General features: G+C 67.8%; 24 protein-coding genes. All 24 read right to left on the bottom strand.

From position 1 onward, the window contains the following. Nucleotides 1-38 precede the first annotated feature (38 nt). Nucleotides 39-890, bottom strand: a complete 852-nt coding sequence (gene map / locus AAD528_RS14120) for a type I methionyl aminopeptidase (protein WP_345752718.1) — start codon at nt 888-890, stop codon at nt 39-41. A gap of 4 nt (nt 891-894) precedes the next feature. Further along, nucleotides 895-1,494: an adenylate kinase gene (locus AAD528_RS14115; protein WP_345752717.1), complete on the bottom strand. Its 600-nt coding sequence runs from the start codon at nt 1,492-1,494 to the stop codon at nt 895-897. Next, a complete protein-coding gene (gene secY, locus AAD528_RS14110; RefSeq protein ID WP_345752716.1) occupies nt 1,491-2,810 on the bottom strand; it encodes a preprotein translocase subunit SecY in 1,320 nt (439 codons plus the stop codon). The genes AAD528_RS14115 and secY overlap by 4 nt, the downstream gene beginning before the upstream one ends. 102 nt (nt 2,811-2,912) lie before the next feature. Further along, entirely contained in the window at nt 2,913-3,413 is a 501-nt protein-coding gene (rplO, locus tag AAD528_RS14105) for a 50S ribosomal protein L15 (RefSeq protein ID WP_345752715.1), read from the bottom strand. Then, nucleotides 3,413-3,598 carry a 50S ribosomal protein L30 gene (rpmD, locus tag AAD528_RS14100; RefSeq protein ID WP_342337646.1) on the bottom strand — a complete coding sequence of 62 codons (186 nt, stop codon included), beginning with the start codon at nt 3,596-3,598 and terminating at the stop codon, nt 3,413-3,415. The genes rplO and rpmD overlap by 1 nt, the downstream gene beginning before the upstream one ends. Continuing rightward, on the bottom strand, nt 3,598-4,290 hold the full coding sequence (gene rpsE, locus AAD528_RS14095; RefSeq protein WP_375339630.1) for a 30S ribosomal protein S5: 693 nt from the start codon (nt 4,288-4,290) through the stop codon (nt 3,598-3,600). The genes rpmD and rpsE overlap by 1 nt, the downstream gene beginning before the upstream one ends. Continuing rightward, on the bottom strand, nt 4,287-4,646 hold the full coding sequence (gene rplR / locus AAD528_RS14090) for a 50S ribosomal protein L18 (RefSeq protein WP_345752713.1): 360 nt from the start codon (nt 4,644-4,646) through the stop codon (nt 4,287-4,289). Before rplR ends, rpsE begins: the two co-directional genes overlap by 4 nt. Before the next feature lie 2 nt (nt 4,647-4,648). Further along, nucleotides 4,649-5,185 carry a 50S ribosomal protein L6 gene (rplF, locus tag AAD528_RS14085; protein WP_345752712.1) on the bottom strand — a complete coding sequence of 179 codons (537 nt, stop codon included), beginning with the start codon at nt 5,183-5,185 and terminating at the stop codon, nt 4,649-4,651. Between the two features lie 6 nt (nt 5,186-5,191). After that, nucleotides 5,192-5,590, bottom strand: coding sequence for a 30S ribosomal protein S8 (gene rpsH / locus AAD528_RS14080; protein ID WP_345752711.1), 399 nt, complete (start codon nt 5,588-5,590; stop codon nt 5,192-5,194). Nucleotides 5,591-5,762: 172 nt separating this feature from the next. Continuing rightward, complete coding sequence (gene rplE / locus AAD528_RS14075) at nt 5,763-6,350, bottom strand: 50S ribosomal protein L5 (RefSeq protein ID WP_345752710.1); 588 nt, start codon at nt 6,348-6,350, stop codon at nt 5,763-5,765. A 2-nt stretch (nt 6,351-6,352) separates the two neighbouring features. Beyond that, entirely contained in the window at nt 6,353-6,712 is a 360-nt protein-coding gene (rplX, locus tag AAD528_RS14070; protein ID WP_135114773.1) for a 50S ribosomal protein L24, read from the bottom strand. A 3-nt stretch (nt 6,713-6,715) separates the two neighbouring features. After that, the gene (gene rplN, locus AAD528_RS14065) at nt 6,716-7,084 is read right to left on the bottom strand and encodes a 50S ribosomal protein L14 (protein WP_345752709.1); all 369 of its coding nucleotides are present in this window, start codon (nt 7,082-7,084) and stop codon (nt 6,716-6,718) included. Further along, nucleotides 7,081-7,389 (bottom strand): 30S ribosomal protein S17, encoded by a 309-nt coding sequence (gene rpsQ, locus AAD528_RS14060; RefSeq protein WP_135114775.1) that lies wholly within the window; start codon nt 7,387-7,389, stop codon nt 7,081-7,083. Before rpsQ ends, rplN begins: the two co-directional genes overlap by 4 nt. Continuing rightward, a complete protein-coding gene (gene rpmC, locus AAD528_RS14055) occupies nt 7,389-7,694 on the bottom strand; it encodes a 50S ribosomal protein L29 (protein WP_345752708.1) in 306 nt (101 codons plus the stop codon). The genes rpsQ and rpmC overlap by 1 nt, the downstream gene beginning before the upstream one ends. Further along, nucleotides 7,694-8,113 (bottom strand): 50S ribosomal protein L16, encoded by a 420-nt coding sequence (gene rplP, locus AAD528_RS14050; protein ID WP_055992161.1) that lies wholly within the window; start codon nt 8,111-8,113, stop codon nt 7,694-7,696. The genes rpmC and rplP overlap by 1 nt, the downstream gene beginning before the upstream one ends. Beyond that, entirely contained in the window at nt 8,113-8,871 is a 759-nt protein-coding gene (rpsC, locus tag AAD528_RS14045) for a 30S ribosomal protein S3 (protein ID WP_345752707.1), read from the bottom strand. Before rpsC ends, rplP begins: the two co-directional genes overlap by 1 nt. Beyond that, a complete protein-coding gene (gene rplV, locus AAD528_RS14040; RefSeq protein ID WP_345752706.1) occupies nt 8,871-9,266 on the bottom strand; it encodes a 50S ribosomal protein L22 in 396 nt (131 codons plus the stop codon). Before rplV ends, rpsC begins: the two co-directional genes overlap by 1 nt. Nucleotides 9,267-9,288: 22 nt before the next feature. Then, on the bottom strand, nt 9,289-9,570 hold the full coding sequence (gene rpsS, locus AAD528_RS14035) for a 30S ribosomal protein S19 (protein WP_055992152.1): 282 nt from the start codon (nt 9,568-9,570) through the stop codon (nt 9,289-9,291). Between the two features lie 11 nt (nt 9,571-9,581). Beyond that, the gene (gene rplB / locus AAD528_RS14030; RefSeq protein ID WP_345752705.1) at nt 9,582-10,421 is read right to left on the bottom strand and encodes a 50S ribosomal protein L2; all 840 of its coding nucleotides are present in this window, start codon (nt 10,419-10,421) and stop codon (nt 9,582-9,584) included. A 22-nt stretch (nt 10,422-10,443) separates the two neighbouring features. After that, complete coding sequence (gene rplW / locus AAD528_RS14025) at nt 10,444-10,743, bottom strand: 50S ribosomal protein L23 (RefSeq protein ID WP_203136339.1); 300 nt, start codon at nt 10,741-10,743, stop codon at nt 10,444-10,446. Next, nucleotides 10,740-11,399 (bottom strand): 50S ribosomal protein L4, encoded by a 660-nt coding sequence (gene rplD, locus AAD528_RS14020; RefSeq protein ID WP_345752704.1) that lies wholly within the window; start codon nt 11,397-11,399, stop codon nt 10,740-10,742. Before rplD ends, rplW begins: the two co-directional genes overlap by 4 nt. Nucleotides 11,400-11,404: 5 nt before the next feature. Then, nucleotides 11,405-12,064, bottom strand: coding sequence for a 50S ribosomal protein L3 (rplC, locus tag AAD528_RS14015; protein ID WP_345752703.1), 660 nt, complete (start codon nt 12,062-12,064; stop codon nt 11,405-11,407). Nucleotides 12,065-12,078: 14 nt separating this feature from the next. After that, nucleotides 12,079-12,387 carry a 30S ribosomal protein S10 gene (gene rpsJ, locus AAD528_RS14010; RefSeq protein ID WP_106816553.1) on the bottom strand — a complete coding sequence of 103 codons (309 nt, stop codon included), beginning with the start codon at nt 12,385-12,387 and terminating at the stop codon, nt 12,079-12,081. A 366-nt stretch (nt 12,388-12,753) separates the two neighbouring features. Further along, nucleotides 12,754-13,545, bottom strand: a complete 792-nt coding sequence (locus AAD528_RS14005) for an aggregation-promoting factor C-terminal-like domain-containing protein (RefSeq protein ID WP_345752702.1) — start codon at nt 13,543-13,545, stop codon at nt 12,754-12,756. Nucleotides 13,546-13,748 lie beyond the last annotated feature (203 nt).

Raw genomic sequence — 13,748 nt, 5'->3', positions numbered from 1 at the left:
TCGGGGTGGTCGCTTCGCTCGCTCGGCAACCGGAGGGATCAGGCGATCGGCACCGGCACGACGCCGAACGGCGCGAGGCCGGCGGCGCCGCCGTCGGGCGCGGTCAGCACCCAGATGCCGTCATCGTGCACCGCGACGCTGTGCTCCCAGTGGGAGCCCATCGAGCCGTCCACCGTCGTGACGGTCCAGTCGTCGTCCTCGATGAACGTCTCGTCCGATCCGGACGTCATCATCGGCTCGATGCACACGGCCAGGCCCGGCTTCACCTCGGCGCCCGGGTCGGACGTGCGGTAGTTGAAGATCGACGGCGCCTCGTGCATCCTGCGGCCGATGCCGTGGCCGACGTACTCGCGCAGGATGCCCGCGGGCTCGCCGCTGAAGGACAGCGGGTTCGCCTCGATGTACCCCTGGATCGCGGCGCCGACCTCGCCCAGTCGCTTCGCCGACGCGAGCGCGGCGATGCCGGCCCACATGGATCCCTCGGTCACGCGCGAGAGCTCCTCGCGCTGCGCCACGACATCCGGACGCTCGGGATCCGGCACGACGACCGTGATCGCGGAGTCGCCGTTCCAGCCGTCCTCGGTCTCGGCGCCGGCGTCGATCGAGACGATGTCGCCCGGCTGCAGCGGCACGTCGGTCGGGATGCCGTGCACCACGGCATCGTTCACGGACGCGCAGATCGTGTGGCGGTAGCCGCGCACCAGCTGGAAGTTCGAGTGCGCGCCGCGCTCGGCGATCACGCGGCTCGCCTCGGCGTCGAGCTGCAGCGTGGTCGCGCCGGCGCGGATCAGCGGGCGCACGGCGTCGAGGGCCGCCGCGGTGATCAGCCCGGGCTCGACCATCTCGCGCAGCTGCGCGGGGGTCTTGTAGATGGACTTGCGGAAGATCACCGGATCACGCGGCTGCGACGCGCACCAGGCCGCGGGCCTCGAGCGCGGCGACGATGCGGTCGGTGATCTCGTCGAGCTCTCCTGTGCCGTCGATCGTGTCGACGACCTCGCGCGTGCGGTACACGGCGAGGATCGGAGCGGTCTCGCGCTCGTAGATGTCGAGGCGGTGCGCGATGGCGGCCTCGGTGTCGTCCGCGCGGCCCTGCTCCTGCGCACGCAGGGCGATCCGCTTCAGGCTCTCCTCGCGCGGCACGTTCAGCTCGATGACGGCGTCGAGCGCCTCGTCGCGGCCGGTGAGGAACTCGTCGAGCAGGGCCACCTGGGCGACGTTGCGCGGGAAGCCGTCCAGCAGGAAGCCCTCGGCCGCGTCCGTCTGCTCCAGCCGGTCCTTCACGATCGCGAAGGTCACCTCGTCGGGCACCAGGTCGCCGGCGTCGGTGATCGCCTTGACCTGCAGGCCGAGGTCGGTGCCCTCCTTGATGTTGGCGCGGAAGATGTCGCCGGTGGAGACCACGGGGATGCCGAACGCCTCGGCGATGCGCGCGCCCTGCGTGCCCTTGCCCGAACCCTGGGGGCCGACGATCAGCAGACGAGTGGAGGTCATCGGAGGAGCCCTTCGTAGTGGCGCTGCTGCAGCTGCGCGTCGATCTGCTTCACGGTCTCGAGGCCCACACCCACGATGATCAGGATCGAGGCGCCGCCGAACGGGAAGTTCTGGTTGGCGCCCACGGTCGCCAGGGCGATCAGCGGGATCAGGGCGATGAGACCGAGGTAGATCGAACCGGGGAGCGTGATGCGGGTGAGGACGTAGTCGAGGTACTCGGCCGTCGGGCGCCCGGCGCGGATGCCGGGGATGAAACCGCCGTACTTCTTCATGTTGTCGGCGACCTCGACCGGGTTGAACGTGATCGCGACGTAGAAGTACGTGAAGCCGATGATCAGCAGGAAGTACACGGCCATGTACAGCGGGTGGTCGCCCGTGGTCAGGTACGTGGAGATCCACGTCACCCACGCGGGCGGGGCCGTGTCGGTCGGGGTGTTGAACTGCGCGATCAGCGCCGGGATGTACAGCAGCGACGAGGCGAAGATCACGGGCACGACGCCGGCGGTGTTCACCTTGATCGGGATGTACGTGTTGGTGCCGCCGTAGGTGCGACGGCCGACCATGCGCTTGGCGTACTGCACCGGGATCCGGCGCTGCGACTGCTCGACGTACACCACGAGCGCGACGACGACGATGCCGACCGCGATGACGAGCAGGAAGATCTCGAAGCCCTTGGCCTGCATGATCGCCACCATCGCGCCGGGGAAGGACGCGGCGATGGACGTGAAGATCAGCAGCGACATGCCGTTGCCGATGCCGCGCTCGGTGACGAGCTCGGCGAACCACATGATGAGGCCGGTGCCGGCGGTCATCGTGATGATCATGAGCAGCTGCGCCCACCAGGCGTCGTTCACGAGCAGCTGGTTGCAGTCGGGCACGCTGGGCGCGCCGAACAGCTGACCGGTGCGGGCGACGGTGACGAGAGTGGTCGACTGCAGCAGCGCGAGCGCGATCGTCAGGTAGCGCGTGTACTGCGTGAGCTTGGCCTGACCCGCCTGGCCCTCCTTGTAGAGGGTCTCGAAGTGCGGGATGACCACGCGCAGCAGCTGCGTGATGATCGTCGCCGTGATGTACGGCATGACGCCGAGCGCGAAGATCGACAGCTGCAGGAGCGCGCCGCCGGAGAACAGGTTGACGAGCGAGAGGAGGCCGTCGGTGCCCGAGGTCTGGTCGATGCAGCTCTGGACGTTCGGGAAGTTCACGAACGGAGCCGGCACGTGGGCGCCGAAACGGTAGATCGCGATGATCGCGAGGGTGAATCCGATCTTCCGCCGAAGATCCGGCGTGCGGAAGATCCGCGCGATGGCGCTGAACAAGGACGTGCCTCCCGGGTGATGAGCTGATCCGCCGATGGCGGGATCGACCTCAAGGCTAACGCAAGGGCCCGGGAGCGGATGCTCCCGGGCCCTTGGCGCGGATTACTTGATGCTGCCGCCGGCGGCGACGATCTTCTGCTCAGCCGAGCCGGAGACCTTGTCCACCGAGACGGTCAGGGCCACGGCGATCTCGCCGTTGCCGAGGACCTTGACCTTCTCGTTCTTGCGGACGGCGCCCTTGGACACCAGGTCGGCGACGGTCACGTCGCCACCCTGCGGGTAGAGCTCCGCGAGCTTGTCCAGGTTCACGACCTGGTACTCGACGCGGAACGGGTTCTTGAAGCCGCGCAGCTTCGGCGTGCGCATGTGCAGCGGCATCTGGCCACCCTCGAAGCCGGGGCGGACGCTGTAGCGGGCCTTGGTGCCCTTCGTACCGCGACCGGCCGTCTTGCCCTTCGAGCCCTCACCGCGACCCACGCGGGTCTTGGCGGTGTTGGCGCCGGGGACGGGACGGAGGTGGTGCACCTTCAGCACGCCGGGGCGCTTCGCCTCGGTCGTGGCCTTCTTGTCGGCCTTCTCGGCCGTGGCCTTCTTCTCAGCCATCAGTCGATCTCCTCAACATTCACGAGGTGAGCGACGGCACGCACGTAGCCGCGCGTCTGGGCGTCGTCGGGACGGACGACCGAGTCGCCGATCCGCTTCAGCCCGAGCGAACGCAGCGTGTCACGCTGGTTCTGCTTCTCGCTCACCTTGGACTTGACCTGCGTCACCTTCAGACGAGCGGCCATCAGACACCTGCCTTCGCAGCAGCGGCGGCCTCGGCCTCCGCACGGACGAGACGTGCCGGGGCGACCTGGTCGAACTCGAGGCCACGACGCGCGGCGACCGCACGGGGCTCCTCGAGCTGCTTCAGGGCCTCGACCGTCGCGTGCACGATGTTGATCGTGTTCGACGAGCCGAGCGACTTCGACAGCACGTCGTGGATGCCGGCGCACTCGAGCACGGCGCGGACCGGACCACCGGCGATGACACCGGTACCGGCCGAGGCCGGACGCAGCATGACCACACCGGCAGCGGCCTCACCCTGCACGGGGTGCGGGATGGTGGCGCCGGAGCGCGGCACGCGGAAGAAGTTGCGCTTCGCGTCCTCGACGCCCTTCGAGATCGCCAGGGGCACCTCGCGGGCCTTGCCGTAGCCGACACCGACCACGCCGTTGCCGTCGCCGACGACCACGAGAGCGGTGAAGCTGAAGCGACGACCGCCCTTCACGACCTTCGACACGCGGTTGATCGTGACGACGCGCTCGAGGAACTGGTTGTCCGCACCGCGGTCGTTGCGGTCGCGACCGCCACGGCCCTGGCCACGGTCGTTGCGACCGCCGCGGCGGTCGCCGCGCTCGGTGCGCTGCTCGGTCTGCGCCTGCTCGGCGCCGGCCTCGGGGGCCTCGGTGGTCACTTCGGTCTCCTTGTTGTCACTCACAGGTTCAGCCCCCCTTCGCGGGCGCCGTCGGCGATCGCCGCGACGCGACCCGCGTAGCGGTTGCCACCGCGGTCGAACACGACGTCGGTGAAACCGGCGGCCTTGGCGCGCTCGGCGAGGAGCTCGCCGACCTTGCGGGCCTTCTCGGTCTTGTCACCCTCGAAGCCGCGCAGGTCGGCTTCGAGCGTCGAGGCAGAGGCCACGGTGTGGCCCTTGCTGTCGTCGACCAGCTGCACGAAGACGTGGCGGGCCGAACGGGTCACGACGAGACGAGGACGGACCTCGGTGCCGACGACCTTCTTGCGAAGGCGAGCGTGGCGGCGCGTACGCGCGGCGGACTTCGACTTCACAGCCATGATTACTTACCAGCCTTTCCGGCCTTGCGACGCACGACCTCGCCCGCGTAGCGGACACCCTTGCCCTTGTACGGCTCAGGCTTGCGGATCTTGCGGATGTTGGCGGCGGTCTCACCGACGGCCTGCTTGTCGATGCCGCTCACCGTGAGCTTGTTGTTGCCCTCGACGGTGAGCGTGATGCCGGCCGGCGGCTCGACGGTGACGGGGTGCGAGAAGCCCAGGGCGAACTCGACGGACGAGCCCTTCTGCGCGACGCGGTAACCGGTGCCGACGACCTCGAGGCCCTTGGTGTAGCCCTGGGTCACGCCGATGATGTTGTTGTTGATCAGGGTGCGCGTGAGCCCGTGCAGCGAGCGCGACTCGCGCTCGTCGTCGGGGCGGGTGACGAGAACCTGGTTCTCCTCGACCTTGACCTCGAGGGGCTTGGCGACGACCAGCGTCAGCTCGCCCTTGGGGCCCTTCACGGCAACCTGCTGCCCGTCGACCGTCACGGTGACGCCGGCGGGGATGTCAATGGGAAGACGTCCGATACGCGACATGAGAGATCACCACACGTAGGCGAGAACTTCTCCGCCCACGCCCTTCTGCTCAGCCTGGCGGTCGGTGAGAAGACCGGAGGAGGTGGACAGGATGGCGACGCCGAGACCGCCGAGCACGCGGGGGAGCTCGGTCGACTTCGCGTACACGCGGAGGCCGGGCTTCGACACGCGCTTGATGCCGGCGATCGACCGCTCGCGGTTCGGGCCGTACTTGAGCGTCATCGTGAGGGTCTTGCCGACGCGCGCGTCGGTCTCCTCCCACGCCGCGATGTAGCCCTCGCGCATGAGGATCTCCGCGATGTGCGTCTTGAGCTTGCTCGACGGCAGCGACACGGAGTCGTGGTGCGCCGAGTTCGCGTTGCGCAGACGGGTCAGCATGTCTGCGACCGGGTCTGTCATGGTCATATGAGGTGTCCTTTTTTCATGAGGTTTCGGCTGCCGTTACACGACAGACGACCTTCCTGAACGATCCGTATTCAGTTGTGGGCCTTCGTGGCGCCGCCGGCCGGGGAGGATATCCCCGCCCGGCGGCGGACACAAACGCTCGATCCTACCGCAGATCGACCTGTGAGCCCTCTCAGGCCTGCTGGTCCTCGGTGCGGAAGGGGAAGCCGAGGTGACGCAGCAGAGCGCGACCCTCGTCATCCGTCTTGGCGGTGGTCACGACGGTGATGTCGAAGCCACGCACGCGGTCGATCTTGTCCTGGTCGATCTCGTGGAAGACCGACTGCTCCTGCAGACCGAAGGTGTAGTTGCCGTTGCCGTCGAACTGCTTGCCCGACAGGCCGCGGAAGTCGCGGATGCGGGGCAGAGCGAGCGAGACCAGGCGGTCCACGAACTCCCACGCGCGGTCGCCGCGGAGGGTGACGTGCGCGCCGATGGCCTGGCCCTCACGCAGCTTGAACTGCGCGATCGACTTCCGGGCCTTGGTGACGACCGGCTTCTGACCGGTGATCGCGGTGAGGTCGGCGACCGCACCCTCGATGACCTTGGAGTCGCGAGCCGCCTCGCCGACACCGGTGTTGACGACGACCTTGACCAGGCCGGGAATCTGCATGACGTTGTCGTAGCCGAACTCGTCCTGCAGCTTCTGGCGGATCTGGTCGCGGTAGACCTGCTTCAGGCGCGGCTGGATTTTGCCAGCCTGCGCGTCAATGGTGCTCACTGTCAGATGTCCTTACCCGACTTCTTCGCGACACGAACGCGAACAGTCTTCTTGACGCCGTCCTTGACCTGCTCCTCCACGCGGAAGCCGACGCGGGTCGGCTTCTTCGAGTCGGGGTCGACGAGCGCGACGTTGGAAATGTGGATGGGGGCCTCGTACGTCTCGATGCCACCGGTCTTCGTGCCGCGCTGCGTCTGGCCGATCCGGTTGTGCTTCGTGATGTAGTTGACGCCCTCGACGACGACACGCTGGCCGCCGTCGATGACCTCGAGGACCTTGCCCTGCTTGCCGCGGTCTCCGCCGCGGTCCTGCTTGGCACCGGTGATGACCTGGACCAGGTCACCCTTCTTGATCTTCGCCATGGGTTACAGCACCTCCGGGGCGAGCGAGACGATCTTCATGAACTTGCGGTCACGAAGCTCGCGGCCGACGGGTCCGAAGATGCGGGTGCCGCGGGGCTCCCCGTCGTTCTTCAGGATCACGGCGGCGTTCTCATCGAACTTGATGTACGAGCCGTCAGCGCGGCGCGTCTCCTTCACGGTGCGGACGACGACCGCCTTGACGACGTCGCCCTTCTTGACGTTGCCGCCCGGGATCGCGTCCTTGACCGTCGCGACGATGGTGTCCCCCACGCCGGCGTAACGGCGGTTCGAACCACCGAGGACGCGGATCGTGAGCAGCTCCTTCGCGCCGGTGTTGTCGGCGACCTTGAGGCGGGTCTCAGTCTGGATCACTTGGCCTTCTCCAGGATCTCAACCAGACGCCAGCGCTTGGTGGCGCTGAGCGGACGGGTCTCGTTGATGAGGACGAGGTCGCCGATGCCGGCGGTGTTGTTCTCGTCGTGCGCCTTGAGCTTGCTCGTGCGACGGATGACCTTGCCGTAGAGGGGGTGCTTAACGCGGTCCTCGACCTCGACGACGATCGTCTTGTCCATCTTGTCGCTCACGACGTAGCCGCGGACCGACTTGCGGTAACCACGGGCGTCGGCGTCGCGCACGTCGTGCTCGGCGTGCTCCACAGCCTTCTTCTCGGTGGCCATCACTCAGCCTCTCCCTCGGCGGCCGGAGTCTCGTCCGACTTCTTCGCCTTGCTCTTCTTGGCCTTCGCCTCGACCGGAGCGGGCGTGGCACGGATGCCCAGCTCGCGCTCGCGGATCACGGTGTAGAGCCGCGCGATGTCGCGCTTGACGGCGCGGATGCGGCCGTGGCTCTCGAGCTGGCCGGTGGCCGACTGGAAGCGCAGGTTGAACAGCTCTTCCTTGGCCTTGCGCAGCTCCTCGACGAGGCGCTGGTCCTCGAACGTGTCGAGCTCGCTCGTGGCGAGCTCCTTGGTGCCGATCGCCATTACGCGTCGCCCTCCTCGCGCTTGATGATGCGTGCCTTCAGAGGCAGCTTGTGAATGGCACGGGTCAGGGCCTCGCGAGCGAGCTGCTCGTTGACACCGGCGACCTCGAAGAGGACGCGACCCGGCTTGACGTTGGCGACCCACCACTCCGGCGAGCCCTTACCCGAACCCATGCGGGTCTCGGCGGGCTTCTTCGTGAGCGGACGGTCGGGGTAGATGTTGATCCACACCTTGCCGCCGCGCTTGATGTGACGCGTCATGGCGATACGAGCGGACTCGATCTGACGGTTCGTCACGTACGCGGGCGTCAGGGCCTGGATGCCGAACTCACCGAAGGAGACCTTGGTGCCGCCGGTCGCGGCGCCATCCCGCTTGGGGTGGTGCTGCTTGCGGTACTTGACCTTGCGGGGGATGAGCATTACGCCGAAGCTCCTTCCACGGCAGGCGCGGCAGCGTCGTCACGACGCGGGCCACGACGGCCGCCACGGTCGCGGTCGCGGGCGGGCTTCATGTTGGCCTGCTCGCGCGCGAGTTCCTTGTTCGTGAGGTCGCCCTTGTAGATCCAGACCTTCACGCCGATGCGGCCGAAGGTGGTCTTGGCCTCGTAGAAGCCGTAGTCGATGTTCGCGCGCAGCGTGTGCAGCGGCACACGACCCTCGCGGTAGAACTCCGACCGGCTCATCTCGGCGCCGCCGAGACGACCCGAGACCTGGATCCGGACGCCCTTGGCGCCGGCGCGCTGGGCGCCCTGCAGACCCTTGCGCATCGCGCGGCGGAAGGCCACGCGGGCGCTGAGCTGCTCGGCGACGCCCTGGGCGACGAGCTGAGCGTCGGCCTCGGGGTTCTTGACCTCGAGGATGTTCAGCTGGATCTGCTTGCCGGTGAGCTTCTCGAGCTCGCCGCGGATGCGCTCGGCCTCCGCGCCACGACGACCGATCACGATGCCCGGGCGGGCCGTGTGGATGTCGACGCGGACGCGGTCACGCGTGCGCTCGATCTCGATGCGGCTGACGCCGGCGCGGTCGAGGTTCGACTGCAGCAGCTTGCGGATGCGGATGTCCTCGGCCACGTAGTCGGCGTAACGCTGACCCGGCTTCGTCGAGTCCGCGAACCAGCGCGAGACGTGATCGGTGGTGATGCCGAGGCGGAAGCCGTACGGGTTGACCTTCTGACCCATTAGTTGCTCGCCTTCTTGTTGTCGGCGACGGCGGTCTCAGCGACCTCCGGCGTCGAGAGCACGACCGTGATGTGGCTCGTGCGCTTCTTGATCTGGAACGCGCGGCCCTGCGCACGGGGCTGGAAACGCTTCAGCGTCGTGCCCTCGTCCACGTAGGCGTTCTTGACGAACAGGTCCTGCGAGTTCAGGTACTCGCCGTCCTTGTCGGCCTTCACCTGGGCGTTGGCCATGGCCGACTCCACAAGCTTGAAGATCGGCTCGGAAGCCGACTGCGGCGCGAACTTCAGGATGGCGAGGGCCTCCTCGGCCTGCTTGCCCTTGATGAGCGCGATGACGCGACGAGCCTTCTGAGGGGTCACGCGGATGTGTCGCACACGTGCGATGGACTCCACCATTTCTCTCTCCTCCTCAGTCGCCTTAGCGGCGACGGCCCTTCTTGTCGTCCTTCTCATGGCCGCGGAAGGTGCGGGTGGGCGCGAACTCGCCCAGCTTGTGGCCGACAAGCGTCTCCGTGACGAACACGGGGATGTGCTTGCGACCGTCGTGCACCGCGATGGTGTGTCCCAGCATGGCGGGGATGATCATCGAGCGGCGCGACCACGTCTTGATGACGTTCTTGGTGCCGGCTTCGTTCTGCGAGACGACCTTGCGAAGCAGGTGCTCGTCGACGAAGGGGCCCTTCTTCAGACTGCGGGGCATCTTCTTTACTCCTACTTGCGCTTCTTGCCGGCGTTACGGCGACGCACGATGAGCTTGTCGCTTTCCTTGTTGGCGTGACGGGTGCGGCCTTCAGCCTGACCCCACGGCGAGACGGGGTGGCGACCACCGGACGTCTTGCCCTCACCACCACCGTGCGGGTGGTCGACCGGGTTCATGGCGACACCGCGGACGGTCGGGCGGATGCCCTTCCAGCGGTTGCGGCCGGCCTTGCCCCAGTTGATGTTCGACTGCTCGGCGTTGCCGACCTCGCCGATCGTCGCGCGGCAGCGCGCATCGACGTTGCGGACCTCGCCCGAGGGCAGGCGCAGCTGGGCGTAGGGGCCGTCCTTCGCGACGAGACGCACCGAGGCGCCCGCCGAACGAGCCATCTTCGCGCCGCCGCCGGGGCGGAGCTCGATGGCGTGGATGACCGTACCCGTCGGGATGTTGCGCAGGGGCAGGTTGTTGCCGGGCTTGATGTCCGCGTTCGGACCCGACTCGACGACGTCGCCCTGCGACAGCTTGTTCGGCGCGAGGATGTAGCGCTTCGTGCCGTCCACGTAGTGCAGCAGCGCGATGCGCGCCGTGCGGTTCGGGTCGTACTCGATGTGCGCGACCTTGGCGTCGACGCCGTCCTTGTCGTTGCGACGGAAGTCGATCACGCGGTACTGGCGCTTGTGGCCACCACCGATGTGACGCGTGGTGATGCGGCCCTGGTTGTTGCGGCCACCGGTCTTGCTCAGCGGGCGCAGCAGCGACTTCTCGGGCGTCGATCGGGTGATCTCAGCGAAGTCCGACACCGACGAGCCGCGGCGACCGGGGGTCGTGGGCTTGTAGTTGCGAATAGCCATGTTCTCTCTTCCTCCCCGACCGTCAGCCGACTGCCGTGAAGATGTCGATGGTGCCCGACTTGAGCGTGACGATGGCGCGCTTGGTGTCCTTGCGCTTGCCGATGCCGAAGCGGGTGCGGCGGGCCTTGCCGACGCGGTTGATCGTGTTGACCGAAGCCACCTGGACGCCGAAGATCTTCTCGATCGCGAGCTTGATCTCGGTCTTGTTCGAGCGGGGGTCCACGATGAACGTGTACTTGCCCTCGTCGATCAGTCCGTAGCTCTTCTCCGAGACGACCGGCTTCAGGATGACGTCGCGCGGGTCCTTCTGGACGGCGGTCATGCGGAGACCTCCTCAGTGGTGCCGGCCTTCGCCGCGATGAACGCGTCGATGGCGGCCTTGGTGAAGACGATGTCGTCCGAGACGAGCACGTCGTAGGCGTTCAGCTGGTCGGCCATGAGGACGTGCACGTAACCGAGGTTGCGGACGCTCAGGTAGCCGAAGTCGTCCTCGCGGTCGAGCACGACGAGCACGTTCTTGGTCGGGGCGACCTTCGCGAGGAAGGCGGCCGCGGCCTTGGTCGAGGCCTCGGCCACGCCGAAGGACTCGACGACGTGCAGGCGGTCACCGCGGAAGCGGTCGCTGAGCGCGCCCGCGAGGGCGGCGGCGATCATCTTCTTGGGGGTGCGCTGCGAGTAGTCGCGCGGCTTCGGGCCGTGGACGATGCCACCGCCGGTCATGTGCGGCGCGCGGATCGAGCCCTGACGGGCGTTACCCGTGCCCTTCTGCTTGAAGGGCTTGCGGCCGGCGCCCGAGACCTCACCGCGACGCTTGGTCGAGTGGGTGCCCTGGCGAGCCGCCGCGAGCTGCGCGACGACGACCTGGTGGATCAGCGGGATGTTCGTCTTGACGTCGAACACCGAGGCGGGCAGCTCGACCGAGCCGGCCTTCTTGCCGTCGATGCCCTGGACGTCCAGAACGAGAGTCGAGTCAGCCATCTAACTCAGGCCCCCTTCACTGCGTTGCGGACGTACACGGTGCGGCCGCGCGCGCCGGGGACGGCGCCCTTGACGAGCAGCAGACCCTTCTCGGCGTCGACGGCGTGAACCGTGAGGTTGAGGACGGTCACGCGCTCGGCGCCCATACGGCCGGCCATGCGCATGCCCTTGAAGACGCGGCTCGGGGTCGACGATGCGCCGATCGAACCGGGCTTGCGGTGGTTGCGGTGCGCACCGTGCGAAGCCGAGACGCCCTTGAAGTTGTGGCGCTTCATGACACCCGCGGTGCCCTTGCCCTTGCTCGTGCCGACGACGTCGACGAGCTGGCCGGCCTCGAAGGTGCCGTCGACCGTGAGCTCCTGACCGAGCGCGTACTCGGCGGCGTCAGCGGTGCGGATCTCCGCGAGGTGACGACGGGGCGTGACGCCCGCGGCCTCGAAGTGGCCCGAGAGCGGCTTGTTGACCTTGCGCGGGTCGATCGCGCCGGCGGCGATCTGGATGGCTGCGTAGCCGTCCTTCTCAGCCGTGCGGACCTGGGTGACCACGTTCGGCGCGAGCTCGATCACCGTGACGGGGATGAGCTTGCCGTTCTCGTTCCAGACCTGGGTCATGCCGAGCTTGGTGCCCAGCAGGCCCTTCGAAATCTTGTTGTTGATGTCAGCCATGTCGATACCCGCCCTTAGAGCTTGATCTCGATGTTGACGTCCGCCGGGAGGTCGAGTCGCATGAGCGAGTCGACGGCCTTCGGCGTCGGGTCCACGATGTCGATGAGGCGCTTGTGCGTGCGCATCTCGAAGTGCTCGCGGCTGTCCTTGTACTTGTGGGGCGAACGGATCACGGCGATCACGTTCTTCTCCGTCGGCAGCGGCACCGGGCCGACGACCGTGGCACCCGCGCGGGTGACCGTGTCGACGATCTTGCGCGCCGACGAGTCGATGACCTCGTGGTCATACGACTTCAGGCGAATGCGGATCTTCTGTCCCGCCATTTGTCTGCTCATCTCTCTTCACGCGTCGTACCTCAGGGGCATTGGACGCACGTACCCTCCGGAAACCCTTCGGGCCAGTGTTCACATGTCAGTCCACGCGCGCAGAGAAGGACCCTGCGCAGTGGTGTGTGATTTCGTTCTCCTGCCCGCGGCCCAGACTCGGTCTGTGCACTGCCCTGGCAGTGATCCCGCGCAGTCCTCCATGGGAGCGCGCGCGGAAATGTGGAACTTGTCTATTCTGCCACCCCCGGCCACCCCATGGCAACCCGGGCGTGTCGCGCCGGGATCCGCGGAATCCCGCGGGAGACGGCGATCCGCTCGGCACCTTCTCAGGGTCCCGAGCGGATCCGATCTCAGGGGTGGTGCTCAGTACCAGTTGGTGGCCTGCGAGTGGCCCCACGCGGCGCAGGGCGTGCCGTACGAGCGCGAGATGTAGTCGAGGCCCCAGGAGATCTGCGTGGTGGCGTTGGTCTCCCAGTCGGAGCCGACCGTGGCCATCTTGCTGCCGGGCAGCGACTGCGGGATGCCGTAGGCGCCGCTCGAGGGGTTGGAGGCCTGGTAGTTCCAGCCGGACTCCTTGTTCCACAGCGACACGAGACAGCCGAACTGGTCGGCGCCCCAGCCGAAGCGCTCGGCGGCCATGGCCTGCGCCGTGGCCTGAGCGCCGCTCGGGCTGTTGGCCGCGGCCAGGGCCTCGGCGGCCTTGCGCTCCTCCTCGGCCTTGCGGGCGGCCTCCTCGGCCTCGCGCTGGGCCTCGGCGTCGGCCTCCTCGAGGGCGGCGGTCTCGGCGACGATCTCCTCGCGGACCTCGTCGGTCTCCTCGGCCTCGCCGCGCACGACCACGGCGGGCATCCGCTCGTAGTCGCTCAGCTCGTCGACGCGCTTCTCAAGCGGCGCCGTGTCGACGTCGTCGTGCGCCTCGTCGAGCGCGGTCTCGGCACGCTGGAGCGCGCTCTGGGCGAGCGCCGCGGTGGCCGGGTCGTCCTTCGCGACGGCGACGGTGCGCTCGTGCTGCGGCACGGCCGCCGCGACCGCGACGCCACCGGACGCGGCGATGCCGAGGCCGACCGCGATGCCGATCAGGCGGCGGTTGAGGCGGACGGTGCGCTCGCGGCGGAGCTGGACGACGTGATTCGCGCGGGGGAACGGGGTGGGCAAGGGGGCGGAATTGTGGTTCTGCGACATACCTGTTGTTTCGATTCGGGTACGCCCGTGCTCGCACCTTCGCGGCCGCTTCGGGTGGCGGCCGCATGTCCGCATGACGCCTTCGGGTCGGCGCCCGCGACGAACACAGACCCTCCACCGTCACCCGCGCGCCTGGACAGAACCCGCCCAGGGCATGGGAGCCCCGTGCGCGTTAC

Source organism: Microbacterium rhizophilum, assembly GCF_039605615.1.
GTDB classification, from domain to species: Bacteria; Actinomycetota; Actinomycetes; order Actinomycetales; family Microbacteriaceae; genus Microbacterium; species Microbacterium rhizophilus.
This window is presented reverse-complemented; position numbering and strand designations above follow the sequence as displayed.